Here is a 25,485-nt window from a genome sequence, read left to right on the forward strand (position 1 = left end):
GCGGTTCCTCGGGAACGGGGCACGGGGAGGAGACGGAGGCGCGGATCAGGCGCTCAGCGGGGCGGGGAGGCGACACTCCCGGTCGCGCAGGAACGTCAGGGCGGTCCGCGCGGTGACGTCGTTCTGTCCGAAGGCGGGCGCGCCGGTACGGGGCCGGGCGAAGCCGCTGCCGGTGCGGCCGGTGGTGTGCGGGCCGAGGGCGAAGCGGCGCGGGTGGGGGCGCCCGTGGTGTCCCAGGATCCGGCCGTCGGCGGGGTCGACGACGAGAAGGCCGTCGGTGGTGGTGCGGGTCCCCTCCTCGTGCAGGGCGCGCAGGAGCGGGCTGGCGGTGAGTTCCAGGGTGGGGTCGGGTATCCGGGCCTCGACGAGGGCGCGGGCCTCGGTCCACTCCCCCGGTGCGGCGGCGGAGGCGGCCCGGAAGACGCCGCGCTCCTCGTCGGCCTCGACGCTGACCTGCGGGCCGAGGAAGCGGACGACGCCGGCGCGGGAGAGCGCGAGGAGCTGCCGCAGCCGGGGGCCGGGCGGCCCGGAGGCGAGGTAGCTGAAGAAGCCGTGCCACCAGCCGTCGGATTCCAGGCGCTCGCCGAGCCGCAGGAGCTGGCCGTAGACGGAGAGCAGTCCGGCGAAGACGGCTGCGTCGGGGCTGTGGGCGGGGTCGTGGCGGCGGGTCAGGTCGTCGGTGATGTAGTCGCGCAGGCCCTGCTGGAGTGCTTCGGCGGAGTCGTAGCGGATGCCGTCCAGGGGGTGGTCGAGGACGTCGAGGTCGAGCCGGTCGGCGGGGTCGGGGACGGCGGCGGCGACGACCGCGCCGAGCTCGGCCGAGCGCGGCGGCGCCTGCTCGTAGGCCTTCTCGAAGTCGCTCCACCCGAGCGTGGTCCGCTCGGGGTGGGTGGAGAAGAGCCGGTGGTAGTGGGCCCAGCCGAGCTCCTTGTCGATGAGCGGCCACACATCGCGCCGGAAGTGGACCGGCCCGCGGCGGGCGAGCAGGGCGTCGGTCTGTGCGGTGCCGAAGAAGCGGGGCAGCGGGGGCCGTTCGCCGTCGAGGACGTAGCCGATCTTCGAGTGGTACGGGACGCCCCGGCGTGATCCGACGTGCAGCACCGGCTCCCTGCCGGAGGGCACGTAGACGAGCTCGTCGCCCTCGCCCTCGTACCGTCCGCCGCGGCCTTCGGTGAGCAGCACCATCAGGTCGACGAAGGCGAGGCCGAAGCCGCGGACGAGGACGGGTTCGCCGGCGGGCAGGGCGGCGAGGTCGGCGTCGGCGGTGAAGTCGGGAGGGAGGTGGACGAGCCGGTGGCGGGCGGCGAAGCCGGCGAGTTCCCGCTGTTCCCGGTCGGGTTCGGCGTCGAGGTGGCCGACGGTGAGGACGACGAGGTCGGCGAGGAGCGGCACGGCCGAGCCCTCCAGCCAGACCCGCTGGCGTCCCTCGCGGGGTCCGCCGATCCGCAGGACGGTGGTGGGGTGCTCGTGCACGGTGACGTTGGCGGGCAGGGCGGCGCGGGCCCGCTCGTACACCCAGCGCAGATAGGCGCCCTGCTGGGGGCGGGTGGCGAAGGTGCGGCCGTCGATGCCGGACCATTCGGCGAGGGTGGGTCCGGGGCGGACGGGGCCGTCGAGGGCGACGGTCTCGTCGGTGAACATCGTGACGTCCTCGGCCAGGGAGTTCATCCAGAGCAGCGGGGACTGCGCGGTGCGCCAGATCCGGCCGGGGCCGGGCGGGTGCGGGTCGACGAGGTGGACGTCGAGGGGCGCGTCGCCGTACAGCTCGGGCAGGTTGGCGGCGAGGCGTTCGAGGAAGCCGGTCCCCCGCGGCCCGGCGCCCACGATCACGATCGACGGGGCGATCGACGGATGCCGGCTCATCGCGCACCGGCCGTTCCGCGGGCGTAGTGCCGCTCGACGTAGTACTGGCCGATACCGAGGACCGAGGTGACGGCGACGTACCAGAGCGTGGCGACGAGCAGCAGCGGGACGACCTCGTACGTGCGGTGGTAGATGAGCTGGGTCGAGTAGAGCAGGTCCTGGACGGCGATGACGGAGACGATCGAGGTGCCCTTGAGGGTGCCGATCAGCATGTTCCCGGCGGGCGGGACGATCGCGCGCATGGCCTGCGGCAGCACGATCCGGGTGAGCCGGCGCCACCGGCCGAGGCCGAGGGACTCGGCGGCCTCGATCTGGCCCCGGTCGACGGAGAGGATGCCGCCGCGGACGACCTCGGCGGCGTAGGCGGCCTCGTGCAGGGTGAGGCCGATGACGGCGACGGCGACGGGGCCGAGGAGGTTGACCGTGTTGACGCCGAGGATCTGCGGGTAGAGCACGCCGATGTTGAACCAGAAGAGCAGCTGGACCAGGATCGGGGTGGACCTGAAGAACCAGACGTAACCCCAACTGACCGCGCGGAGCACGGGGTTGGCAGAGAGCCTGAGGACCGCGAGCAGGGTGCCGAGGACGAAGCCGAGGACCATGACGAGCGCGGTCAGCCACAGGGTGAGGCCGAGGCCGCGCAGGACGGACGCGGAGGTGAAGTACTCGGCGACGACGTCCCACTGGAAGGCCTTGTTGCGGACGACCGAGACGAGCGCGAGCGCGAGCAGGACGAGCACGACGACGGCGGCGGCCCACTGGCCGGTGCGGCGGCTGGGGACGATGCGCGGGGGTGGCTCGGCCGGCGGGGCCGCGGAAGGGGCTTTGACGAGGGTCGCGGACATGCGAGGGCTCCGTGGATGCCAGAGGGCGGATCGAACACGGGGTGCGCCTTCACACGCGCTGAGCCGCGGATCCGGGCCCCTCAGCCCGATCCGCCCTTCGAGGCTATGCGGTCAACACGGCCCACTGTCAAGGGTGTCCGCACTGTGAGCCGTACGTCTCACCGTGGTTGACGCGGGAACGGATGCCTGTTCCACTGGGGCCATGCACCCGCAGCAGCTGGTCACGCGCTCCCACATCGACTTCGGTCGCGTGTGGTCCTCTTCCTGTTGAGCCGACCCTCTGCTTCTCCCTGCCCGCGTGCTGTATTCCGCGGCGCCTTCACACCCGGGCCCCTCGTGAGCGCCTGAGCTCTCCCCTCCCCTCACCGTTCCCTCCTTTCGCCTTCCTTCGCCCTGAAGGACCGTCATGACCTTCGCGTTGTCCGTGCACCGGACCACGACCACCGATCCCCTGGCCCGCCCGCTCCTGGACGAGCTGGCGTACGAGTACACGACCCGGTACGGCGATGCGCACGATCTGAGCCGCTACCCGGCGGCGGAGTTCGCCCCTCCGCACGGCGCCTTCCTGCTCCTCCTGGAGCAGGGCCGGCCCGTGGCGGGCGGCGCCTACCGCCGCTACGACGAGAACACCGCCGAACTGAAGAGGATCTGGACCCACTCGGCGCACCGCAGACGCGGCCTCGCCCGCCGCGTCCTCACCGTCCTCGAACGGGAGGCCGCCGCCCGCGGCTACTCCCGCATCTACCTCACGACGGGACCGCGCCAGCCCGAGGCCAAGGGCCTCTACCTGGCCGGCGGCTACCGCCCGCTCTTCGACGTGTCCGCCGATCCCGAGTCGATCGGCCCACTGCCGTTCGAGAAATTCCTGGAGAACCCGAAGCCATGAGTACGCGCACGAGTTCCGGCACCGCACGCACCACCCTCGCCTTCGCCCTGATCACCGCGGCCGCGCTCGGCCTCACCGCCTGCTCGGGCGGCGAGCCCGCGACCGCCCCGGCCGGAGCGAGCGGAGCGCAGGGCGCGCTCCCGACCGAGGACGTGGTGGCGGCCGTGAAGAAGAACGAGGCGGCGGCGAAGCTGCTCCCCGCCGATGTGCGGCAGCGCGGCAGCCTCACGTTCGCCTCCTCGGTGGGGACCCCGCCCAGCTCCACGTACCTGCCGGACGGCAAGACCGTCGTCGGGGTGGACGCCGACTTCTCGGCCGCCGTGGCGAAGGCCCTCGGCCTGGAGGCGAAGCGCGAGGTGGTGGGCTTCGAGGCGATCCTGCCGGCGCTCGGCAGCGGCAAGTACGACGTCGGCACGGGCAACTTCGGCGTGACCGAGGAGCGGCGCAAGACCATCGACTTCGTCACGTACATCAACGACGGCCAGGGCTTCGCCACCCGGTCCGACTCCCCGCTGAAGGCCGTCACCGACCTCACCCAGCTGTGCGGCCTGAAGGTCGCGACGGGCGCCGGCACCACCTTCGAACGGACCCTGGAGCAGAACAAGGGCCGGTGCGCCGAGGCCGGGAAGCCGCCGTACGAGGTGAACGTCTTCAGCGAGACGGGGGCGGTCTGGATGGCGCTCCAGCAGGGGCGCAGCGATGTCGTGATGAGCACGATCAACGGCGTGCGGTACGCGGTGACGCAGCAGAAGAACGTGAAGTTCCTCAACGAGTACCGGCGCCTGGACGTCGGCTTCGCCTTCAAGAAGGGCACCCCCCTGGCGCCGGCCTTCCAGACTGCGGTGAACGGCCTGAAGGCCGACGGCACCTACGACCGGATCCTGAAGAAGTGGGGGGTGACCGCCTCGGGCATCGAGCGGTCGGAGATCTCCCCGCCGGAGATCCCGGCGCCGAAGAAGTAGCCACGGCGCACGGGACTCCGACGGGGTGTCAGCAGCCGTCGCAGGGGCAGCAGCAGTCGCAGCCCGAGCAGTCCGGGCAATCGCAGTCATAGCAGCAGCCCTCGCGCTTCTTGCGGGACCAGGGGCCCTCGTACTCCCTGGCGCAGCAGATCTGGCAGGTGCAGAAGAGCCAGGTGAACATGGCGCAGCCGGCGAGGAAGCCGCGCGGCTTGGGGGCCTGGGGCGCACCGCCGCCGAACTGCGGCGGGAGGCCGCCGGGACCGCCGGGGCCGCCGGGGCCGCCGGGGCCCATCGGTCCGCCGCCGTAGGGGTTCCCGCCGCCGTAGGGGTTGTACGGGCCGGAGCCCCCGCCCGCGTACGGGTTCCCCGGCACCGGTCCCTGGCCCGGCCCCGGCGCCCCGTGCGAGCAGCTCGTCGTGCCGAAGGCGCGGTCGATCGAGGCGCGCAGCTCGTGGGCGAGGAGGACATGGGCGAGCTTGCCGTCGGCGAACTCGGCGTCCTTGAGGGCGAGGCGGATGCCGTGGAGGGCGTCGTCGGCGAGCCGGCGGGCCTCCTCGCGGGAGGTGCCGGTGGCGGTGAGCGGGTTCCACGCGCCGGTCTCGGCGTCGGCGGCCTGGTCCTCGACGGCGTCGAGGAGGTGGGCGAGGCGGCCGAAGAGGCGGCCCGCCTCGGCGAGCGGCGCCGCGTTGCCCGGCCGGCCGGCGAGGACGGCGGTGTGCGCGAAGGCGGCCGCCGTCGCCGTCTCGGTCGGCTCGGTGCCGGTGAGCAGGGGGGTGCCGGGTCCCGCGAGGGCCTCGATGCCGGTCTGGCGGTCGACGGCGTCGACGAGGACGGCGGTGTCGAAGCCGAGGGCGCGGCCGGTCCTGGCCCCCGCCCTGTCCCAGGAGCGGGCGACCCGGCGGGCGGCGACGGCGACGGGCCGGCGGGCCAACAGGCCGTCCCGGTCGGCGACGTGGTCCCGTACCTTCGCCGAGGCGAGGACGAGGGAGACGGCTGCGGCGAGCCTGGCGCCCTCGCCGCGGGCGACGGGGGCGGTCCGCATGGCGCGCAGCGCGCAGGGCCCGGCCGTGCGGCGGCTCGCCTCGGTCACCCCGGTCTGAGCCTCCGTCAGGACGGAGACGATGAGCCCGTCGTAGTTGGTGACGACACGGGCGAACTGCCCGTGGTCGGCGCGGAGCGCCAGACAGAGGCCGCAGAGGTGGGCCATCCACTCGGTCTTGAGTCCGTCGGTGAGCCGATGGGTGCAGGGTCTGACGATTCCGAACAAGGACTCCCCCGTGAGTCGTGGGCCGTGGCGGGCGGAGGTCCGCCGAGCGGCCCCGCGGCATCGTAGCGAGTGGGGTCGTTCACCCGTACGCGCCCGCCATCACCCTTGTGACCCGACTTTCATATTTTCAGCTACATGGCCCTCCGTCAGGCCTCGTATACCGCAAGTTTCCTGACGAATCGCCAGGAAACGGCCCTCACGTTCTGCACCAGTACCGTCACGAATCCCCTGCGCGGCGGCTATCCACTTGGCGCGCGATCCGCATCATGGACGACGATAGGGATTGCGGAACCACAAGTGACCGCGCTGAAAGGAGGCGTCCATGGGATCGGTGCGCAAGGCAAGTGCCTGGCTGGGACTCGTCGAGGACAACGACGAGCGTTACTACGACGACGAGTACGCCGACGGTGCCGAGGGCGGCGACGCCTGGGTGACGGACCCCCGGGTCCGGGTGGCCACGGACACCGCCGAGGAGCGGGGCCGTCGGATCGCCACCGTCTCCCCGGACGGCTTCCGGGACGCCCGGGGCATCGGCGAGCTCTTCCGGGACGGGGTTCCGGTGATCGTGAACCTGACCGCGATGGAGGGGAACGACGCCAAGCGCGTGGTCGACTTCGCCGCGGGTCTCGCCTTCGGTCTGCGCGGCTCGATCGAGCGCGTGGCGACGCGGGTCTTCCTGCTGACCCCCCACGACACCCAGATCGTCACCGGCGAGTCGGGCCGGCGCCAGCAGGACGGTTTCTTCAACCAGAGCTGAGCGAGTCCGCCGGCCCGGCCGGGCGCCTCCCGACGGGGTCGGGTCAGTGTGCCGGACGTCCCGAGCCGGCGGGCTCGATCGCTTCCCGCGTCGCGGGCACACGCGGCGACGCGGACCGCTCGGACGGAGCGGGTGCCGCCTCCGCCGGCCCGGCCGTCCCCGCCGTGGCCCGGGGCTCCGCATCCCGGTCCAGCCCCTCCGGGGCCGCGGCCGAGCCCTCGCGCTCCAGCGCGTCGAAGGCCTCCTCCTGGTCCACCGGGCATTCCATGATCCGGGGCAGCCGCCGGGCCATCAGCGCGCCGACGAGCAGCAGCGCGGCGCTCACGCAGAGCGTGATGTGCAGACCGGTCACGAAGGAGTGCCGGGCGGCCTGGTGCAGGGCGTCACCGGCCGTACCGCCGAGCTGATCGGCGACCTTGTACGCCTCGCCGAGCGAGTTCGCGGCGGCCCGGCTCGCCTCCGCGGGCACCCCGGGGACCGAGGCGAGCCCGGGGGCGTACGCCGCGTTCATCACACTGCCGAGCAGCGCGATGCCCATGCCCGCGCCGAGCTGGTACGAGGTCTCCCCGATCGCCGCCGCGCCGCCCGCGCTCCGCGGTGGCGCCTCGCTGAGCATCGACTCGTACGCCGAGAAGAGCGTGGTCTGCAGACCGAAGCCGAGCAGCACGAAGCCCACCGTGAGCAGCAGCGGCCGGTCGTGCTGCCCCATGAGCGTGAGCAGCAGCACCGCCGCGGCGGTGAGCAGGAAGCCCCAGCCGACCATCCGGCGCGGCCCGATCCGGCGCAGGGTGTACGAGCCGGTGGCGCCGGCGGCCATGGCGGCGAAGGTCAGCGGGAGGAGCCGGAGCCCGGTCTCCAGGGGGCTGAGGCCGAGGACCAGCTGAAGGTACTGGACGGCGATGAGCTCCAGGCCGACCAGGGCCAGCATGCCGATGACGATGCAGCCGACCGAGGTGGTGAAGGCGGCCCGGGAGAAGAGCCGTATGTCGATCAGCGGGTGCGGGCGCCGCTTCTGCCGCCGTACGAAGAGGACGAGGAGGCCGGCACCGAGCAGCAGCGGTCCGGCGCTCGGCAGGGCGAGCGGCGAGGCGCCGGCCCCGATGTGCTTCACGCCGAGGACACAGCCGAGCACCCCGGCCGCGGCCATGAGCGCGCCGAGCACGTCCCAGGGGCCGTCGGTGGCGCCCCGGGACTCGGGCAGGAGGCGCCGGCCGAGCGGCAGGATCAGCGCCATCAGCGGGATGTTGATGAGGAAGACGGAGCCCCACCAGTAGTTCTCGACGAGGAAGCCGCCGAGCACGGGTCCGGTCGCGGCGCCGATCGCCGCCGTCGCGGTCCAGATGCCGATCGCGGTGGCCCGCTCCCGCCGGTCGGGGAAGACCGTCCGGAGGATGGAGAGCGTGGCGGGCATGATCATGGCGCCGCCGACGCCGAGCAGCGCGCGGGCCCCGATGAGGACCCCGGACTCGGTGGCGAGCGCGGCGACCGCCGAGGCGATGCCGAAGAGCCCGTAGCCGAGGAGGAGGATCCTGCGTCTGCCGACCCGGTCGCCGAGGGTGCCGAAGAGGATCAGCAGCGACGCGCAGACCAGGGGGTAGGCGTCGACGATCCAGAGCAGCGCGGTGGAGCTGGGGCGCAGGTCCTCGGTGAGCGAGGGGACGGCGACGTGGAGGATGGTCGCGTCGAGGGCGACCAGGAGAAGGCTGACGCAGAGGACGACGAGGACGACCCAGCGGTTGGCGCCGGCGCCGACGGTGACACGCGGTCGCCCTGGGGCCGTGTTCGTCCGCTGCATGTACGTACCTCCCAGTGAAGCTCTCGCGCTCGGTGGGCTGTGACCAGGGCGTATGCCCCTGGGGCGGCCCGGCATCGACGGGCGAGTGAGCCGTCAGCGTACGCGAGTTCAAGGCCCGAGCGCGTGGTGCAGCTCTCACCCCGGCGGGGCTCACGGTGTGGCGTACGCCACTCGGCGCGGACCGCGCGTCGCATGGAATTCCGCACGGACGTCTGTTTGAAGAAATTCCCCGGCGTTCAAACACCCTTCCGAAATCGCCCGTGCGGCAATAGGGCCGAAGGTCATCGGATTTCCCGACGGACACCTGGAATAGACCACCCGGTGAGACCCACTCCACATCACACGATCATCACGAAGGGAGCGGAACGACCGGGTCTGCTTCTCACTCCCTGTAACGTCGATTGGGTGCGTACCGACATCTTTGCCCGGCTGGACCGGGAGCCGGAACCGCCGAAGATAGAGGTCCCGCGGATGACCCGCACGCGTCTCGCCCTCTTCGGCGGGACGTCGGCGTTCTATCTCGCCAGCGTCGTGGCCGTCCTGCTGTCGACATGGCTGGTGACCCTCGACTGGAAGATCATGCTCTTCCGGCCGTACCAGCAGTGGCCCGAGATCCACGGTTTCCTCGACTACTACGTCGTCCTCGGCCAGCGCGGCCCCACGGCCGTCATGGTGGCCGCCTGGCTGGGCTGGCGCTCCTGGCGCCAGCACACCCTGCGCCCCCTGCTGTGCCTCGGCGCCGCCCTCCTGCTGCTCAACGTCTCGGTGGGCGCGGTCAAGCTCGGACTCGGCCGCCTCGGCCCCCACTACGCGACCCAGATCGGCTCCCCCGAGCTGTTCGCCGGCGGCGACATATTCCCCTCCGGGCACACCGCCAACGCGGTCGTGACCTGGGGCATCCTCGCCTACCTGGCGACCACCCCGAGGGCCAGGCGCTATCTGTCGGCGCTCTCCGCGGTGGTCGCCCTCGGCGTCGGCCTCACCACCGTCTACCTGGGCACGCACTGGCTGAGCGACGTGCTGCTCGGCTGGGCCGCCGGACTCCTGGTCCTGCTCGCCCTGCCCTGGTGCGAGCCGGTCCTGGCGGTGGCGGAGGCCTGGATCCTCGCCGCGCGCGACCGGGTACGGGAGCGGCTGCGGGAGCGCCGCCGGCTGGTGCCCTCGCTGCCCGTGGCCTCCGGAGGACCGCGTCCCGGGTTCTTCCCGCCGCGTCCGCCCGCGTCCGAGGAGCCGGTCAGGGACCCGGTCCGGGAGCCCGTGGGGGTGGCGGGCGGCCGGCGCGCGCCGGTGACCCGCGGCTGATCCGCACCCCTCCTCCGCGCAGGGAACACGTACGGGAGCACGTACGCGGAAGGGCCCCGGCCATGTCGGCCGGGGCCCTTCCGCGTGCGGTCCCGCCGGCTCCTCAGCCGAGCCAGCAGCGAGTGACGGTGCCGTCCTCGACCTCGAAGTTGATGCGCCCGTTGAGGTACTCCATGGTGATGATCGAGCCCGGCGGCAGGGACCGGACGACGCTCCAGCCACGGGTCCTGGCGAGCCGCTCGGCCCCTCCGGCGTCGAGGCCCACATAGGACTCGGGAGCGTCGCGTGGCGGTTCGGGAGTGCGCGAAGTGGGTGACATGAACCTCACGTTAGTCCCTCGGCGGTCACGCTTGTGTCACAAGTTCTCGACATATGTCTGCCCGGTCCGACACCCCTCCCGGGGCCTGTTTCCGGCCGTTTCTCCAGTAATTCCGAAGGGCCCCCATCAGTTCGCACGAAGGGTTCGGAAGCACGGGTAAGGCGCCTCCAATTCCCCTCTTCCGCAAGCTCGTCCCGAATTGCCTCGGCGACGCGCACCCGAGGCGCACACTCTTCCCTTACACAATGCTTACGCTGGCCGAACGCCCGGAGACGCGGAGCCGGGACCACGGCGAGGCGGAGGCAGGGATGGGCAACGGGACAGCGGCCGCGACCGTCGAATCGGGCCGGCAACGGCACGGACGCATCCTGATCGACTGGCTCACCACGACCGACCACAAGAAGATCGGCCACCTCTATCTGGCCACCTCGTTCGTCTTCTTCCTGATCGCCGGGCTCATGGCGATGCTGATGCGGGCCGAGCTGGCCCGCCCCGGACTCCAGTTCGTCTCGAACCAGGAGTTCAACCAGGCCTTCACCCTGCACGGCACGATCATGCTGCTGCTCTTCGCCACGCCCACCTTCGCCGGTTTCGCGAACGAGCTGGTGCCGCTGCAGATCGGATCGCCCGACGTCGCCTTCCCGCGACTGAACATGTTCTCGTACTGGCTGTTCCTCTTCGGCGGCCTGATGGTCCTCGGCTCGCTCTTCACCCCGACCGGGCCACCGGCCTTCGGCTGGACCGCCTACGCCCCGCTGAACAGTCTGGAGCGGATGCCGGGCATCGGTGCCGACCTGTGGATCATGGGACTCGCACTCTCCGGCTTCGGCACGATCCTGACCTCGGTCAACTTCCTCGCCACCATCATCGGGATGCGGGCGCCGGGCATGACCATGTTCCGGATGCCGATCTTCACCTGGAACATCCTGTTCACCGCAGTCCTGGTGATCATCGCCTTCCCCGTCCTCGCGGCGGCGCTGCTCGTCCTGGAGGCCGACCGGCGCCTCGGCGCCGTGGTCTTCCAGCCCCAGAACGGCGGGGCGCTGCTCTGGCAGCACCTCTTCTGGTTCTTCGGCCACCCCGAGGTCTACATCATCGCGCTGCCGTTCTTCGGGATCATCAGCGAGATCATCCCGGTCTTCTCCCGGAAGCCGATCTTCGGGTACGCGACCCTGGTCGGCGCCACCATGGCGATCACCGGGCTCTCCGTGGTGGTCTGGGCCCACCACATGTTCGTCACCGGCGCGGTGCTGCTGCCGTTCTTCTCGATGCTCTCGTTCCTCATCGCCGTGCCCACCGGGGTGAAGTTCTTCAACTGGACCGGGACGATGCTCCACGGCTCGCTCTCCTTCGAGACCCCGATGCTCTGGTCCGTCGGCTTCCTCGTGTCCTTCCTCTTCGGCGGGCTCACCGGCGTCATCCTCGCCTCGCCGCCGATGGACTTCCAGGTCACCGACTCGTACTTCGTCGTCGCCCACTTCCACTACACGGTCTTCGGCACGGTCGCCTTCGCGACCTTCGCCGGCTTCTACTTCTGGTGGCCCAAGTTCACCGGCCGGATGCTCGACGAGCGGCTCGGCAAGATCCACTTCTGGACCCTCTTCGTCGGCTTCCACACCACCTTCCTGGTGCAGCACTGGCTCGGCGCGGAAGGCATGCCCCGCCGCTACGCCGACTACCTCGCGGCCGACGGCTTCACCACGCTCAACACCGTCTCCACCATCGGCGCCTTCCTGCTCGGCACGTCCACGCTGCCGTTCCTCTACAACGTCTGGCGCACCTGGCGGTACGCGGAGAAGGTCGACGTCGACGACCCCTGGGGCTTCGGGCGCTCCCTGGAATGGGCGACCTCCTGCCCGCCGCCCCGGCACAACTTCGAGTCCGTGCCCCGGATCCGCTCCGAGGCGCCCGCCTTCGACCTCCACCACCCGGAGTTCGCCGCGTACGAGCGGATGCGGATCAGCTCTCCGCCCGGTCGAGGGCCCGGGACAGACGGTCCCTGAGCGCCCGCACCGACTCGGCGAGCTCGGGCGGCTCGACCACCTCGAAGTCGAAGCCCAGGAACGCCACGTGGAACACCATGACGTCGAGGCTCCGCGCGCCCGTCCGCAGCAGACAGGCGTCCTCGCCGTCCGCCGTCAGGACCCCGTCCAGCGGGCCGACGGCGGCGGCCGCCTCGGCGAGCGGGACGAAGAGCCGGACGACCGCCCGCTCCGCGTAGGCGGAGCCGGACAACCCCTTCGCCACATAGGCGGCCAGGTCCTCGGCGGGCGGCTCGCGGGGCGGGAAACGCGGACCGTGCGGCGGGGTCGGCTCGATCCGGTCCCCCCGGAACGTACGCCAGTCGCCCCGGTCCAGATCCCAGGCGACCAGGTACCAACGCCGCTCGGTGCAGACCAGACGGTGCGGCTCGACGGTCCTGCGGGTGGCCGTGCCGCCGTGGTCGCGGTAGGCGAAGCGGAGCCGCTCGCTGTCCCGGCAGGCGTTGGCCAGCTCGGTGAGGACGGCCGGGTCGACGCGCGCTCCGGGGGTACGGAGCAGGGGGACCGTGAAGGCGTTGAGCGCCCCGATCCGCCGCCGGAGCCGGCTCGGCAGGACCTGCTCCAGCTTCGCCAGGGCGCGTACGGAGCTCTCCCCGATCCCCTCGACGCCCTGCCCGGCGGCGGACCGCAGCCCGACCGCGACCGCGACGGCCTCCTCGTCGTCGAGGAGCAGCGGCGGCAGCTCGGCCCCGGCCCCGAGCTGGTACCCACCGCCCGTGCCGGGACTGGCATGCACGGGATAACCGAGCTCCCGCAACCGCTCGACGTCCCGCCGCACGGTACGCGCGGTCACCCCGAGCCGCCGAGCGAGATCGGCTCCGGACCACTCGCGATGAGCCTGAAGCAAGGACAGCAGCCGCAAAAGCCGCGCGGAGGTCTCCAACATGCCCCAAGTCTCCCAGCGCACCGCGGGCACCCACTCCGCCGGGGCGACACCCACCCCCGTTGCGGGCATGCCCTCCGCCGGGGCGGTGCCCACCCGCCCCCGTTGTGGGCAATCGTTCCGCTGGGGCGGAACGGGTGGGCACAACGGACCCGCGCCCTGCCGGCGCCAGAGGCTTCCGTTCCCTGACCCGCACCCACAGGTACGGCGCACTCGTGGTGCGGGTCCAGGCGCGGAACGCGGAGGCGCCGCTAGAGGGCGCCGTCCCGTGTGCCCACCCGTCCCGCCCCAGCGGGACGATTGCCCACACGGCGGGTGGGCACCGCCCAGCACGGGTGCGGGCCCGCACGGGGGGTGGGCCGGGGCGCCGCCCCGCAGACGCGCGGCCACACGGGTGGCCGGGGCACCGCCCCGCAGGCGCGCGGCCACACCGGCGGGGCGGGTCCGTCAGCGGAGGCGGCGGAGCAGGCGGCCCGCTCTCGCCTTCTGGGCGTACACCGCGTCGATCACCCGCCCCACCGCCGAGTGGACCCGAACACGCCCCGGAGCATGCACCCGACGCCCCGCACCCCGAGCCACCAGCTCCCCCCACAGCGCCTCGTGCCGCGCGGCGACCCGCGAAGGGTCGAAGCGTTCGGACGCGGCGAGCGCCGCCCGTCCCGTCTTGGCCCGGAGTTCGTCGTCCGAGACGAGCTCCCGCAGCGCCGCCGCGACGGCCGCCACGTCGCCGACCGGCACGAGCCGCCCGTCGACCCCGTCCTCGATGATCTCGCGCGGCCCGTAGGGGCAGTCGGTGGAGACCACGGGCAGCCCGCACCGCATCGCCTCGACGATCGTCATGCCGAAGGACTCCCGCTCGGAGGTCACGGCGGCGATGGAGCCCTTGGCCCATTCCGGTTCCATGGGGGTGACGGAGCCCATGAGGAAGGCCCGCCCTTCCAGGCCCCGGTCCTTGATCTGCCGGGACAGCGGGGCCTTCAGGTCCTGGACCGCGTCGCCGGAGCCGTAGATCCGCAGCTTCCAGTCGGGGTGGTCCGCGGCCACCTCGGCGAAGGCGTCGATCAGCACGTCGTACCGCTTGACCCCGGTCAGCCGCCCCGCCGCGACGACGGTCCGCGCCGTGAGGTCGGCGGGCGGCGCCGAGGGCGCGGGCACACTGTTGGGGACGGCCTCGATGCGGACGCCGGGCAGGGCGAGCCGCCGGTAGGCGCGGGCGTCGGACTCGGTGACCGTGGTGACGGCGTCGAGGAGCGCGTACTCGTGGCCGATGTCCCGGCGCAGCCGGTAGCTGTGGCCGTCCAGTATCAGGTGCTCCTGGCCGACGAGGACGGGCCCCCGGCGGGCCTGCCGGGCGAGGTGCACGTTGAGCCCGGGGCGGGTGGCGACGAGGACGTCGGCCTCCACGCCGCGCAGGTGCTCGCCGATCCGGGTGTCGGTGAGCGCGCTGTACTGCTTCCAGCGGCCGTCGCCGCGCGGGAAGACCTGGGCGGGGCGGTGGAAGTCGGGGTGGTCGCCGTCGTATCCGGGGCTGTCCCGGCGCAGGTCGACGAGGTGGCGCAGGGTCACCCCCGACGGGAGGCCGAGGTGCGGCCGGTCCCGGTGGCGGAACACCGAGACGATCTCGACCTCGTGACGTTCCGCCAGTTCCTCGGCGAGCGTGAACGTGGTCCGGATCGTGCCGCCGTAGTGGTAGCCGTTGTGAAGCAGAAAGGAGATACGCATCGTGCTGCCGGTTCCCCCCGGTCAGTCGCTGTTCATCGGATCGGTCGGTGCCCGACTGTACTGCCGGTCCGGGTGCGCCTTCACGGGCGGTAGCCGAGCTGGGGGACGGTCGCGCAGTTCTTCGTCATGTCTCCCTGGCTCACCCAGCCCCGGTCGTCCTGCCAACGGGCCACGGACAGACAGGTGTTCCGGGTCGCGGGCGGCCGGGCCAGGCGCTCGAACCGTACGGGGAGCAGCAGGCCACGCGCGGTGTACGGCTCCGGACGGTTCATGAACTCCTCGACGCAGCCCCGGGTGAGCGCGCCCCGGGCGAGGCAGGAGCGGGCGGCGTCGGTGAACCACATGGCGGCCGCCCAGCCCTCCAACTGCCACTGCGACAGCGGCCGGTTCCCCATCGCCGTCCGGAACTCACGGACCGCCGGCTGCCCGGTGTCCTCGTAGTTCCGGCTGGAGCCCGTCACCCACAGCGAGGCCCGGCAGCCGGGCGCCCGGGCGTAGTCGCGGGGGACGGCCGAGGACCAGTTCTGCACGTTCGTCACCTTGGCGGCGACCCGGACGCCGAGCGTCTCCATCGCCTCGCACAGGCGCACGTTGCCGTGGGTGTCCATGGCGTCGAAGAGGAGGTCGACGTGCTCGGCCCGCAGATCGGCGGCGACGGCGCGGAAGTTGGGCAGCGCGAAGTCGACCTGTTCCTCGACGACCCGGTAGCCCTCGGCGCGCAGGCCGCGTGCGACGAGGCGGGCGTAGGCGGCGGAGGCGGCCTGGTTGTAGGAGACGACGGCGGCGGTCCGCGCGCCCAGTTCCTCCCGGAACCAGTGGTAGACCTCGGTGCCGCCGTACAGCGTGCCGCCCCAGCCGGGTGCGCGGCCGGTGCGGGGGGCGGAGCTGCCGTAGATGCCGTAGAGGTGCGGATAGGTGTCGTAGGCGGGGGTGAGGGGCTGGCCGCCGATGTCGGGGACGCCGGCCCGGGCGACGAGGGGCGCGCCCGCGTAGTTCAGGGCGGTGGTGGCGACGAGGGCGAAGACGCCGCGCTCGTCGACGAGCCGGTGCACGCACGCGTTGTTGCCGACGCCGCTGCCGCCGTCGTCGCAGGTCTCGACCTCGATCCGGCGTCCGTCGAGGCCACCGCGCGCGTTGAGGGCGTCGAACCAGGCGCGGGCTCCGTCGCGCGGGCCGGTGAAGGTCTCTCCGCCGACCGGGCTGGTGGTGCTGGTGATGATGCCGACGCGGAGCGGCTCACCGCCGGAGGGGTTGACGGTGGGCCGCGTCTCGAAGGCGCTCTCCGGGAGCCGGCTGCCGCATCCCGCGAGGAGGGTGAGCAGCGCGGCCAGGAGCAGCGCCGCGACCGCCTCAGCAGCCCGGAACGGTGACACCGCTCAGCTCGACCAGGCCGCACAGGGTCTTCACGGAGACCTTCCAGGTGTCGTTCTGGAGGACGGAGGTGCCCTGGGAGCCGGGCAGGGCCGGGGCTCCGCCGACCAGCAGGTCGTAGGTGACGTTCGCGCCGGTGGCCGAGGTGAACTCGATGCCGGTGACCTTCGCGGAGGTCATGGCCGCGTTCTTGTCGCCGGCGAAGGCAGCGAGCACCGGCTGCATCTGCTCCCCGTTCTCCAGGAGCTTCACCTTCTCGGCGACGGGAGTCCTGGGGTCGAAGAACGCCGTCCAGTTCTTGGTGATCTGGGCCTTGGCGGCGACCGGATCGGCGGGACCGGCCATCGGCGGGGAGGACGAGGCCGTACCGCCCGTCTTCCCGCCGTTGTCGTCGGAGCAGCTCGCGAGGGCGGGCGCCACGGCGAGGACGGCGACGGCCCCGAGGACCGCGAGACGGGAGCGTCCACCGCGTCGTACGACATCCATCTGGCTCACCATCGGGTGTCCCTCCAGTCCGGAGCGGCTGGTGTTACCAGGGTGGGCCGGATCGGGGCATAGTGCAAGGAAAGGGACAGCAAGGGGAGAGCAGGGAAAGAGCGGGGGAGGAGACGAGGGAGGCCGCGGTGCCGACATCCCGGATCCTGCTGTGGAGCGGTCTCGCGGCGGCCGCCGGGGGCGCGGTGCTCTGTGCGCTCGGCTGGTACGGGATCTCGGGCGAGCGCTTCGCGGAGCGGCAGCTGCCCTATCTGGCCTCGTGCACGGTGCCGGGGGCGGCGCTCCTGGTGGCGGGCGCGGTCCTCGTGGGGACGGCCGCGCTGCTCCCCGTACGCCCTCCGGAGCCGAGTCCCCCACCACCGGAGGAGACTCCCCGGCCGTCCTCGGACGGCCCCCTCCTTCGGGTCCCCGAGGGGACGCTCGCGCACCGCCCGGACTGCCCGTTGGTGGCGGGCAAGGCGGAGGCCGTGCCGGTGGGGGACGCGGAGCTCGCCCCCTGCCCGGTGTGTGAGCCGTGGCCTCCCTGACGTACGAGCTGACGCTCGCCGGCCTCGCGGTCGGCAGCGCCGCCGCGCTCACCGGCATCGGCCTCGTCGTCACCTACCGGGCGACGGGGGTGCTGAACCTGGCGCACGGCGCCGTCGCCATGATCTGCGCGTACGTGCTCCGCCAGCTGGTGGTCGGCTGGGGCTGGCCGCTGCCCCTGGGCGCCCTGGTCACGCTCCTGGTCGTGGCCCCCGCGATCGGTCTGGCCCTCGACCGCGGCGTCTTCCGTCCCCTGGCGCTCCGCGGCTCGAACCCGGCGCAGACCCTGGTCGCGACGATCGGCATCTTCGTCCTCCTGGTGGGCGCGGCGGTGCTGCTGTGGGGCCCGGGGGCCCGGGACGACGCGCCGGTGCTGCTCGGCGACGATCCCTGGGCGCAGCTCGCGGCAGTGGTGGCGCTGGCCTGCCTGGTGGGGGCGGTGACCCGGTGGACGCGGTTCGGCCGGGAGCTGCGGGCGGTCGTGGACAACCGGCCGCTCGCCGTCCTGGCGGGGATCGACGCGGACCGGGTCGCGGCGGCGGGCTGGGCGTTCGGCTCGTTCACGGCCGGGCTCACGGGCGTCCTGCTCGCCCCGTACGTACGGCTCGACCCGTACGGGATGCCGCTGCTCGTCATCGAGGTGATCGCGGTCGCGGTGATCGCCCGGATGCGGTCGCTGCCCGTCGCGGTGGGGGCGGCGCTCGCGATCGGGGTGGCCCAGGCGCAGCTGACCCGGCTGCACCCGGAGGGCTGGGCGGGACCGCTGCTCCAGGCCGTCGGGGCGAACCTGTTCGTGGTGGCGCTCCTGGTGGCGGCGCTCGTCCTGCCGGGCGTCGGCGGCAAGGGACGGGACGCGCTGCCGCCGCCGACGCGCGCCACACGCGTGCCGACGGCCCTGTGGCTCGTGGTGGGCGTCCTGCTCCTCCTCCCCCTGGGCCTCGCGGGATCGGACCTGCACACGGCGATCCAGGTCCCGGCGCTCGCCGTGATCCTGCTGTCGCTGGTCGTGGTGGCGGGCCGGGGCGGCCAGATCGCGCTGGGCCAGGCGGCGTACGCGGGCCTCGGCGCCCTGTTCACGGCCCTCCTGGCGGCAGCGGGGATCCCCACGCTCCTGGCCCTGGTCCTCGCGGTGCCGATGGTGGCGGTCACGGGCCTGGTGACGGGGTGGCCGGCGATCCGGCGGCACGGCCTGGCGCTCGCCCTGGCGACCCTGGCCGTGGGGGTGGCGGTGAGCCGCTTCGTCCTCACCCAGCCGTACGCGACGGCGGGCGTGGCCCTGGGCCGCCCGGCGGGCTTCTCCGACGACCGCGCCTACTACGCCCTGGAGCTGGTCGTCCTGGCCGGCTGCCTGGCCCTGGTGGCGGCCCTGCGCCGGGGCCGTACGGGCCGCGCGCTCGCCGCCCTGCGGGACCACGAACCGGGGGCCGAGGCGGCGGGCGTGCCGGTGCCCCGTCTCAAGCTCCTCGCCTTCGTCCTGGGCGCGGCCCTGGCGGCCCTGGGCGGCGGGCTCCTGGGCATGGGCCTGCGGGCCTTCGACCCGGAGCAGTACGACCCGGTACGCGGCCTGCTCTGGTTCGCGGCGGTCCTGGTCCTGGGCGCGGACAGCCTCCTCACCCCGCTGGCCGCGGCCGCCCTCCTGACCACACTGGACGCGGGCCCTCAAGCAGGCACGGCGGCGGCCCTGATAGGCCTCCTGGCAACGCTGACGGGCCGCCTGCCCCCTCTGATGAACCTGCTGCCGACCCACCGGCCGCCCACCCAAGGCCCACCGGCCGAGGGCCGGAAGCACGCCCACGCCCCGCAGGCCGCCGACGGCGCGGAACCCGCTCCGGCCGAAGGCCGGAAGCCCCCCCACAGTCGGGCGGCCGCCGAAGCCGCGAAACCCCCCACGGGAAGACCCGCACCTCTGTCGACCACCCGCACGGGCGGTGCGGCTGGGAACCCCGGTCCGGCCGAAGGCCGGACGCACGCCCACGGCCCGCCGCCCGGCGACGAAGCCCAGCCCCGCCCGACGGAACCCCCGCCCCGCACGGCCCCCCGCACGGGCCTCCGCGTGCACGACCTCACCCTCACCTACCCCGGAGGGGTCACCGCCCTCTCCCACGTCACCCTCGCCCTCTCCCCCGCCCGCGTCACCGCCCTCGTCGGCCCCAACGGCGCCGGCAAGAGCACCCTCTTCGACTGTCTCGCCGGGACCCTCCGGCCCCGCCGCGGCCAGGGCCGGATCACGCTCGACGGCACCGACATCACCGCCCGGCCCGCGCACGCCAGGACCCGTCTCGGCATCGCCCGCAGCTTCCAGCGGCTCGCCGTCTTCCCGTCGCTCACCGTCGAGGAGAACGTCCGCCTCGGCCAGGAGCAGAGCAGGAGAGGCGCCGACCCGGCCGCCGTGGAGCGGAGCCTGCGACTGTTCGGGCTCGCCGGACCCGTACGGCACCGGGCCGCGGCGGACCTGCCCACCGGGACCCTGCGCCGGGTGGAACTGGCCCGCGCGCTGGCCGGGCGGCCGCACACACTGCTCCTCGACGAACCGGCCGCCGGCCTCGACGCCGCCGAGATCGCCGCGCTGGCCCGGATCCTGGCGGCCCTCGCGGCGGACGGCCTGACGGTCCTGGTGGTGGAGCACGACCCGGACCTGGTCGCCGGGATCGCGGACACGGTGCACACCATGGAGGGAGGCCGGATCCTGTCGTGAGCGTCGAGATGGCCCTGCGCGCCGCCCGGGTCCGCTACGGCCCCCTGGAGGCCCTGCACGGCCTCGACCTGCCCGTGCCGGCCGGGACGGTCACCGTTCTCCTGGGCCGCAACGGCGCGGGCCGGACGACCGCCCTGCGCGCGCTCGCCGGGACCGTGCGCCTCACGGCCGGCCGGGTGGAGTGGCGCGGGACGGACGTGAGCCGCCTGTCGGCGCACGCGCGGGCGCGCCGCGGCCTGTGCTTCGTACCGGATCTGCGGGCGGTGTACGCGGGCCTGACCGTCGCCGAGAACCTCGCGCTCGCCGCACCCGGGGTCCCCGCGCCCGACGCCACCGCCCCGTACCCCGAGCTCGTCCCGCTGCTGCCCAGGACCGCCGGGACCCTCTCCGGCGGGGAGCGCCGGATGCTGGCGCTCTCCCGCGCACTGCTCGCACGCGCGCGCGTGGTGCTGGTCGACGAGCCGTCGCTCGGCATGGCCCCGCCGGTCGCGGCCCGTACGTACCGGATGCTCGCCGCGCTCGCCGTGGAGCGCGGGGCGGCCGTGGTCCTGGCCGAGCAGCGTGTCCCGGACGGGCTGCCGCCGGGCTCGCTCGTGCACGAGCTGCGGCGCGGCTCGTGCACGTCGAGCGGGGAGCCGGCCGAGTACGGGTGACGCCTCAGAGCGGGGCGATCCGCAGCATGGAGCCGACGGCGATCCGGTTCGGATCGGCCCCGATCACGCTCCGGTTCGCCGCGTACAGCGCCTGCCAGCCCCCCTTGATCGCGAAGCGGCGGGCGATCGCGGCGAGGGTGTCGCCGGGCTGGATGGTGTGGACCCGGCCGTACAGGCCGTACCGCTTGGAACAGACGGGCCAGGCCCCCCACCCCTGGGTGCGCAGCACCTGCTCGGCAACGGTGATCTGCTGCTGACGGGTCGCCAGGTCGGCGCGCCGGGCGTACTTCAGTCCGCCGTGCTCGACCCAGGTGGGGTGCCAGAACTGGAGCCCGCCGTAGAACCCGTTGCCGGTGTTGATGTGCCAGTTCCCGCTGCTCTCGCACTCGGCGACGCAGCCCCACGGCCACTGGTCCCCCGCACAGGCGTACGAGGGCACGGAGGCGGCCTCCCGGAGCGTGTCCGACACACCCTGGAGCACATCGGACACCTCCTCCCGGGCGGCCACCACAGCAGTCACGTCCCCGGGCTCGAGAGACACCTCCCGGGCCTGGGCCGCCGGGGCCAGGGTCAGGAGCGCGGCCGCGGACGCCGCCACGAGGGAACCGGCCGTCCAAAATCGGATCTTCGACATCGGGGAAGGCTAGGCAGCCCCCCGGCACCCCCGGCCCGTGCCGCGCGGAACACTGTTCACACCCCACCCGGTCGGAGTCACGCGCCCCCTCGCACACGCCACTGGCAAGTTGCCTCGCTTCCGCGCGTGACCCCGGCCGAGGCTGACCCGTTGAACTCGTCATGAGACGCCCGGGAACGGCCCGGCGTCCCCCCGTACCGAGTCCAGGGAGCCCCCCGTGCCGCGCATGCTCGACGTCAGCGAGGACGTACGCGCCGAGATCGGCGACGAAGAAGCGGACCGGCTGCTCGCCGGCGACAACGCCCCGGGCAGCTACGACTGCACCTCCTGCCGCACGCCGGGGGACTCCGAGCAGGAGCGCACCAGCACGGTGCTGTTCGTCGGCGAGGAGACCGCGGTCCTCGCGTTCGCCCACGCCAGCTGCATCCCCTCGCAGGTCGTCCGGGTCGCCGAGGAGCAGCTCCAGGGCGCCGTCGCCTCCATCACGGCCTCCGACGCCGCCGACGCGCTCTCCGCCGCCCACCCCGAGCAGGCGGTGCTCGGGGTCACCAGCGGGCTCGTCCTGATCGAGGGCGAGCTGCACCCGGCGCTCGTCGTGGAGCCGACCGCGCCGGTGGCCCGTCCCGGCTCGGACGGCCTCACCGACGAGTTCCTGCCGCTCCTGGCCGAGCAGGGCTTCCGGCCGGTCATGACGCTTGACGAGAAGCCGGCGGTGCTGCCGGGCTGGTCGGTCCTGGTCGCCATGGGCCAGCTGCACTCCGTGCTCCAGCCGGGTCCCGGCGGTGCCGGTCAGGCCGCCTGGTGGCAGGCGCACCAGCCGCTCCAGGTCACCGAGGGCTGGCGCGCGGCGGCCAACAAGTCGCACACGGTCCTGGTCTTCGCCGCCCCGGTGGGCTCGATCGGCCAGCAGCCGCGCGAGGACCTGCTGCGCGACGCCCTGGAGAAGGCCGCCGCGAACGGCCGCCTGGTCGCCGCCGCGATGCCGCTGGCCGGCACCTGATGGAAGACGGCCGGCCCGGCATAGGGCGGGCGCGGCTCCCCAGGACGGGGGCGGGACCGGGTGTGCCGACCGTGCCGCGTCCCCGGAGCGCTCCCCTTTCGGAGAGCCGCCCGCATCCGACGGGCGGCGGTGTCGTTGGCACCTATGTGCACCCATACGACCCGTTCCTGCAGCCGTATCCGAGCCCGATCCCTGCGATGCGCCCCGCGCAGGACGTCACGGCGGGCCCTTCGCCCACGCCGATCTACGACGCCCTGTACTCGGAGTACCGCAGGTCGTTCCGTACGCTGCCGGGCGACCGCAGCGGCGAGGAGGAGCTGGGCTTCCGGGCCTTCGGCACGGTCCTGAGCACCGCCGTGTACGGGCAGGTCCACCGGCACGCGGCGGCGTATCCGACGGCATGGTCGGCGCAGCAGCACCCGCCCGCCCAGGCGGCACTGCCACCGGGACCCCGAAGAGGCCTCTAGGGCGGAAGCGCACACGGCGGAGGGCCGGGTCTCGATCGAGTCCCGGCCCTCCGCCGTGTGTCGTTCCCGCGCGGGCTACTTCTTGCGGCCGCGCTTCTCGCGGACCCGGACCGAGATGTGGATCGGGGTGCCCTCGAAGCCGAACTCCTCGCGCAGCCGGCGCTCGATGAAGCGGCGGTAGCCGGCCTCCAGGAAGCCGGAGGCGAAGAGCACGAAGCGCGGCGGCTTGGTGCCGGCCTGCGTGCCGAAGAGGATGCGGGGCTGCTTGCCGCCGCGGACCGGGTGCGGGTGAGCGGCGACGATCTCGCCCAGGAAGGCGTTGAGCCGGCCGGTGGGGATGCGGGTCTCCCAGCCGGCGAGGGCGGTCTCGATGGCCGGGACCAGCTTCTCCATGTGGCGGCCGGTCAGGGCGGAGACGTTGACCCGGGGCGCCCAGGCGACCTGCTGCATCTCGGTCTCGATCTCGCGCTCGAGGTAGTAGCGGCGCTCCTCGTCGAGCTCGTCCCACTTGTTGTAGGCGATGACGATGGCGCGGCCCGACTCGACCGCCATCGTGATGATGCGCTGGTCCTGGACCGAGATGTTGTCGGTGGTGTCGATGAGGATGACGGCCACCTCCGCCTTCTCGATGGCGGCGGCGGTCCGCAGGGAGGCGTAGTAGTCCGCGCCCGCCTGGAGGTGGACCTTCTTGCGGATACCGGCGGTGTCGACGAACTTCCACGTCACGCCGCCGAGCTCGATGAGCTCGTCGACCGGGTCGCGGGTGGTGCCGGCCAGCTCGTTGACGACGACCCGGTCCTCGCCCGCCACCTTGTTGAGCAGGGAGGACTTGCCGACGTTCGGGCGGCCGATGAGGGCGATGCGGCGGGGGCCGCCCACCGCGTTGCCGAAGCGCTGCGCGGGGGCCTCGGGCAGCTTCTTCAGGACCTCGTCGAGGAGGTCGCCGGTGCCGCGGCCGTGCAGCGAGGAGACGGGGAACGGCTCGCCGAGTCCCAGGGACCAGAGCATGGTCGCGTCGGCCTCGCCGGACTGGCCGTCGACCTTGTTGGCGGCCAGGACGACGGGCTTCCCGGCGCGGCGGAGCAGCCTGACGACGGCCTCGTCGGTGTCGGTGGCGCCGACGGTGGCGTCCACGACGAAGAGGCAGGCGTCGGCGGCCTCGATGGCGTACTCGGCCTGGGCGGCGACGGAGGCGTCGATGCCGAGGACGTCCTGCTCCCAGCCGCCGGTGTCGACGACCTTGAAGCGGCGGCCGGCCCACTCGGCCTCGTACGTGACGCGGTCGCGGGTGACGCCCGGCTTGTCCTCGACGACGGCCTCGCGGCGGCCGATGATGCGGTTCACCAGGGTCGACTTGCCGACGTTCGGGCGGCCGACGACGGCGAGGACCGGGAGCGGGCCGTGGCCGGCCTCCTCGATCGCGCCCTCGACGTCCTCGACGTCGAAGCCCTCTTCCGCGGCGAGCTCCATGAACTCCGCGTACTCGGCGTCGCCAAGTGCCCCGTGGTCGTGCTGGTCGTTCATGAAGTCCGTTCCTTGATCATTCGTGGTCGGTGGGTCCCCGGTCACCGGGGCCCACTACTGAAAGTCTCGCTCAGCGCCCGGTGAGACGCCTGGCGTTTTCCAGGTGGCCGGTGAGCCGCTCCTGGATGCGTACGGTGGCCTCGTCCAGCGCCTTGCGGGTGCGGCGGCCGGAGCCGTCCCCCGCGTCGAAGGCGTCGCCGAAGACGACGTCGACGCGGCCGCGCAGCGGAGGCAGTGCCTTGACCAACCGTCCGCTGCGCTCGGTGCTTCCCAGGACGGCGACCGGGACGATCGGCGCGCCGCTGCGGACGGCGAAGTACGCCAGGCCCGCACGCAGCGAGGCGAAGTCGCCGTCGCCGCGGGTGCCCTCGGGGAAGATCCCGAGGACGCCGCCCTGCTGCAGGACGCCGAGCGCATTGCCTATCGCCGTGCGGTCGGTGCTCTCCCGGTCCACCTTGAGCTGCCCGATGCCCTCCAGGAAGCTGCCGAGCGGTCCGACGAACGCCTCCTTCTTGATGAGGAAGTGCACGGGACGCGGGGCGGTGCCCATGAGCATGGGGCCGTCGATGTTGTGCGCGTGGTTGACGGCGAGGATGACGGGGCCGGAGGCCGGCACCCGCCAGGCGCCGAGGACGCGCGGCTTCCAGAAGCCGTACATCAGGCCGATGCCGATGCGGCGGCCGACGGCGGCGCCCTTCTCGGAGGGCAGGGTCACTTGGCGGCCGCCCGCTTCTCGTCCACCAGGGTGACGACGCACTCGATGACCTGGTCCAGGGTGAGGTCGGTGGTGTCGACCTCGACGGCGTCGCCGGCCTTGGCGAGCGGGGAGGTCTTGCGGCTGGAGTCGGCCGCGTCCCGCTTGATGAGGGCTTCCTTCGTCGCGTGCACGTCGACGCCCTTGAGCTCGCCGGAGCGGCGGGCGGCACGGGCCTCGGGCGAGGCGGTGAGGAAGATCTTCAGGTCGGCGTCGGGCAGGACGGTGGTGCCGATGTCCCGGCCCTCGACGACGATGCCGATCTCGGCGCTCTTGGCGATGGACCGCTGGAGCTCCGTGATCAGGCTCCGCACCTCGGGGACGGCGCTGACGGCGCTGACCTTGGAGGTGACCTCCTCGGTACGGATCGGGCCCGAGGCGTCGGCGCCGTCGACGGTGATGGTGGGCCGGGCCGGGTCGGTGCCGGAGACGATGACCGGCTTGGACGCGGCGTTGGCGACGGCCTCGGCGTCGGTGACGTCGACGCCGTTGCTGATCATCCACCAGGTGATCGCCCGGTACTGGGCACCGGTGTCGAGGTAGCTCAGCCCCAGCTTGGCGGCGACCGCCTTCGAGGTGCTGGACTTGCCCGTGCCGGAGGGCCCGTCGATGGCGACGATCACGGATTCCACGGTGGGAACACCTTCCTGGGGGTGAGCGGCAGGCCCGGCGGGATGCGGGGACCCCCACAAGGTTACCGAGTCCCCAGCCCCCATTCGGCCCC

General features: G+C 73.1%; 23 protein-coding genes. 10 read left to right on the forward strand and 13 right to left on the reverse strand.

What is annotated here, in order from left to right; all coding sequences use genetic code 11:
* Positions 1 to 45 precede the first annotated feature (45 nt).
* Positions 46 to 1,863, reverse strand: a complete 1,818-nt coding sequence (locus AC07AW_RS23080) for an FAD/NAD(P)-binding protein (RefSeq protein ID WP_478817334.1) — start codon at positions 1,861 to 1,863, stop codon at positions 46 to 48.
* Complete coding sequence (locus AC07AW_RS23085; protein WP_478817335.1) at positions 1,860 to 2,708, reverse strand: amino acid ABC transporter permease; 849 nt, start codon at positions 2,706 to 2,708, stop codon at positions 1,860 to 1,862. The genes AC07AW_RS23080 and AC07AW_RS23085 overlap by 4 nt, the downstream gene beginning before the upstream one ends.
* Before the next feature lie 406 nt (positions 2,709 to 3,114).
* Here AC07AW_RS23085 and AC07AW_RS23090 point away from each other — a divergent pair, with 406 nt between their 5' ends.
* Complete coding sequence (locus AC07AW_RS23090; RefSeq protein WP_478817336.1) at positions 3,115 to 3,594, forward strand: GNAT family N-acetyltransferase; 480 nt, start codon at positions 3,115 to 3,117, stop codon at positions 3,592 to 3,594.
* Positions 3,591 to 4,556, forward strand: a complete 966-nt coding sequence (locus tag AC07AW_RS23095; protein WP_478817337.1) for an ABC transporter substrate-binding protein — start codon at positions 3,591 to 3,593, stop codon at positions 4,554 to 4,556. The genes AC07AW_RS23090 and AC07AW_RS23095 overlap by 4 nt, the downstream gene beginning before the upstream one ends.
* A 28-nt stretch (positions 4,557 to 4,584) precedes the next feature.
* On the opposite strand, the gene AC07AW_RS23100 is transcribed toward AC07AW_RS23095, so the two are convergent.
* Positions 4,585 to 5,823, reverse strand: a complete 1,239-nt coding sequence (locus AC07AW_RS23100) for a DUF5685 family protein (protein WP_478817338.1) — start codon at positions 5,821 to 5,823, stop codon at positions 4,585 to 4,587.
* 322 nt (positions 5,824 to 6,145) lie between these two features.
* Here AC07AW_RS23100 and AC07AW_RS23105 point away from each other — a divergent pair, with 322 nt between their 5' ends.
* Positions 6,146 to 6,580 carry a cell division protein SepF gene (locus AC07AW_RS23105; RefSeq protein ID WP_478817339.1) on the forward strand — a complete coding sequence of 145 codons (435 nt, stop codon included), beginning with the start codon at positions 6,146 to 6,148 and terminating at the stop codon, positions 6,578 to 6,580.
* Positions 6,581 to 6,623: 43 nt separating this feature from the next.
* On the opposite strand, the gene AC07AW_RS23110 is transcribed toward AC07AW_RS23105, so the two are convergent.
* Positions 6,624 to 8,375 (reverse strand): MFS transporter, encoded by a 1,752-nt coding sequence (locus AC07AW_RS23110; RefSeq protein WP_478817340.1) that lies wholly within the window; start codon positions 8,373 to 8,375, stop codon positions 6,624 to 6,626.
* 471 nt (positions 8,376 to 8,846) lie between these two features.
* On the opposite strand from AC07AW_RS23110, the gene AC07AW_RS23115 reads away from it, so the two are divergent.
* A complete protein-coding gene (locus tag AC07AW_RS23115; RefSeq protein ID WP_478817341.1) occupies positions 8,847 to 9,677 on the forward strand; it encodes a phosphatase PAP2 family protein in 831 nt (276 codons plus the stop codon).
* 103 nt (positions 9,678 to 9,780) lie between these two features.
* Here the strand turns inward: AC07AW_RS23115 and AC07AW_RS23120 are convergent, their stop codons facing one another.
* Positions 9,781 to 9,996 carry an I78 family peptidase inhibitor gene (locus AC07AW_RS23120; RefSeq protein WP_478817342.1) on the reverse strand — a complete coding sequence of 72 codons (216 nt, stop codon included), beginning with the start codon at positions 9,994 to 9,996 and terminating at the stop codon, positions 9,781 to 9,783.
* Between the two features lie 308 nt (positions 9,997 to 10,304).
* Between AC07AW_RS23120 and ctaD the strand changes: the two genes are divergently transcribed.
* Positions 10,305 to 11,999, forward strand: coding sequence for an aa3-type cytochrome oxidase subunit I (ctaD, locus tag AC07AW_RS23125; protein ID WP_478817397.1), 1,695 nt, complete (start codon positions 10,305 to 10,307; stop codon positions 11,997 to 11,999).
* On the opposite strand, the gene AC07AW_RS23130 is transcribed toward ctaD, so the two are convergent.
* From AC07AW_RS23130 to AC07AW_RS23145, 4 genes are all read right to left on the reverse strand, one after another.
* The gene (locus AC07AW_RS23130; RefSeq protein ID WP_478817343.1) at positions 11,956 to 12,924 is read right to left on the reverse strand and encodes a helix-turn-helix transcriptional regulator; all 969 of its coding nucleotides are present in this window, start codon (positions 12,922 to 12,924) and stop codon (positions 11,956 to 11,958) included. The two genes, ctaD and AC07AW_RS23130, sit on opposite strands and share 44 nt — an antisense overlap.
* Positions 12,925 to 13,368: 444 nt before the next feature.
* The gene (locus tag AC07AW_RS23135; RefSeq protein ID WP_478817344.1) at positions 13,369 to 14,643 is read right to left on the reverse strand and encodes a glycosyltransferase family 4 protein; all 1,275 of its coding nucleotides are present in this window, start codon (positions 14,641 to 14,643) and stop codon (positions 13,369 to 13,371) included.
* A gap of 80 nt (positions 14,644 to 14,723) precedes the next feature.
* A complete protein-coding gene (locus AC07AW_RS23140) occupies positions 14,724 to 16,016 on the reverse strand; it encodes an ABC transporter substrate-binding protein (RefSeq protein WP_478817345.1) in 1,293 nt (430 codons plus the stop codon).
* Positions 15,994 to 16,500 (reverse strand): MTB12 C-terminal domain-containing protein, encoded by a 507-nt coding sequence (locus AC07AW_RS23145; RefSeq protein WP_478817346.1) that lies wholly within the window; start codon positions 16,498 to 16,500, stop codon positions 15,994 to 15,996. The genes AC07AW_RS23140 and AC07AW_RS23145 overlap by 23 nt, the downstream gene beginning before the upstream one ends.
* Before the next feature lie 137 nt (positions 16,501 to 16,637).
* Here AC07AW_RS23145 and AC07AW_RS23150 point away from each other — a divergent pair, with 137 nt between their 5' ends.
* The 3 genes from AC07AW_RS23150 to AC07AW_RS23160 are packed head-to-tail and all read left to right on the forward strand — an operon-like array spanning position 16,638 to position 20,382.
* Entirely contained in the window at positions 16,638 to 17,036 is a 399-nt protein-coding gene (locus tag AC07AW_RS23150) for a hypothetical protein (protein ID WP_478817347.1), read from the forward strand.
* Positions 17,024 to 19,729 (forward strand): ABC transporter permease subunit, encoded by a 2,706-nt coding sequence (locus AC07AW_RS23155; protein WP_478817348.1) that lies wholly within the window; start codon positions 17,024 to 17,026, stop codon positions 19,727 to 19,729. The genes AC07AW_RS23150 and AC07AW_RS23155 overlap by 13 nt, the downstream gene beginning before the upstream one ends.
* A complete protein-coding gene (locus AC07AW_RS23160) occupies positions 19,726 to 20,382 on the forward strand; it encodes an ABC transporter ATP-binding protein (protein WP_478817349.1) in 657 nt (218 codons plus the stop codon). Before AC07AW_RS23155 ends, AC07AW_RS23160 begins: the two co-directional genes overlap by 4 nt.
* A 4-nt stretch (positions 20,383 to 20,386) precedes the next feature.
* Here the strand turns inward: AC07AW_RS23160 and AC07AW_RS23165 are convergent, their stop codons facing one another.
* The gene (locus AC07AW_RS23165; protein WP_478817350.1) at positions 20,387 to 21,016 is read right to left on the reverse strand and encodes a LysM peptidoglycan-binding domain-containing protein; all 630 of its coding nucleotides are present in this window, start codon (positions 21,014 to 21,016) and stop codon (positions 20,387 to 20,389) included.
* A gap of 217 nt (positions 21,017 to 21,233) precedes the next feature.
* On the opposite strand from AC07AW_RS23165, the gene AC07AW_RS23170 reads away from it, so the two are divergent.
* Both AC07AW_RS23170 and AC07AW_RS23175 read left to right on the forward strand, forming a co-directional pair.
* Complete coding sequence (locus AC07AW_RS23170) at positions 21,234 to 22,016, forward strand: hypothetical protein (protein ID WP_478817351.1); 783 nt, start codon at positions 21,234 to 21,236, stop codon at positions 22,014 to 22,016.
* 197 nt (positions 22,017 to 22,213) lie between these two features.
* A complete protein-coding gene (locus tag AC07AW_RS23175) occupies positions 22,214 to 22,483 on the forward strand; it encodes a hypothetical protein (protein WP_392154269.1) in 270 nt (89 codons plus the stop codon).
* 75 nt (positions 22,484 to 22,558) lie between these two features.
* Here the strand turns inward: AC07AW_RS23175 and der are convergent, their stop codons facing one another.
* The 3 genes from der to cmk all read right to left on the reverse strand — a co-directional run bounded on the left by der (position 22,559) and on the right by cmk (position 25,477).
* Positions 22,559 to 24,007, reverse strand: coding sequence for a ribosome biogenesis GTPase Der (gene der / locus AC07AW_RS23180; RefSeq protein ID WP_478817352.1), 1,449 nt, complete (start codon positions 24,005 to 24,007; stop codon positions 22,559 to 22,561).
* A gap of 70 nt (positions 24,008 to 24,077) precedes the next feature.
* Positions 24,078 to 24,722 carry a lysophospholipid acyltransferase family protein gene (locus AC07AW_RS23185; protein WP_478817353.1) on the reverse strand — a complete coding sequence of 215 codons (645 nt, stop codon included), beginning with the start codon at positions 24,720 to 24,722 and terminating at the stop codon, positions 24,078 to 24,080.
* Positions 24,719 to 25,477 carry a (d)CMP kinase gene (cmk, locus tag AC07AW_RS23190; protein WP_478817354.1) on the reverse strand — a complete coding sequence of 253 codons (759 nt, stop codon included), beginning with the start codon at positions 25,475 to 25,477 and terminating at the stop codon, positions 24,719 to 24,721. Before cmk ends, AC07AW_RS23185 begins: the two co-directional genes overlap by 4 nt.
* Positions 25,478 to 25,485 lie beyond the last annotated feature (8 nt).

This window comes from Streptomyces sp. NPDC044003, assembly GCF_056435185.1.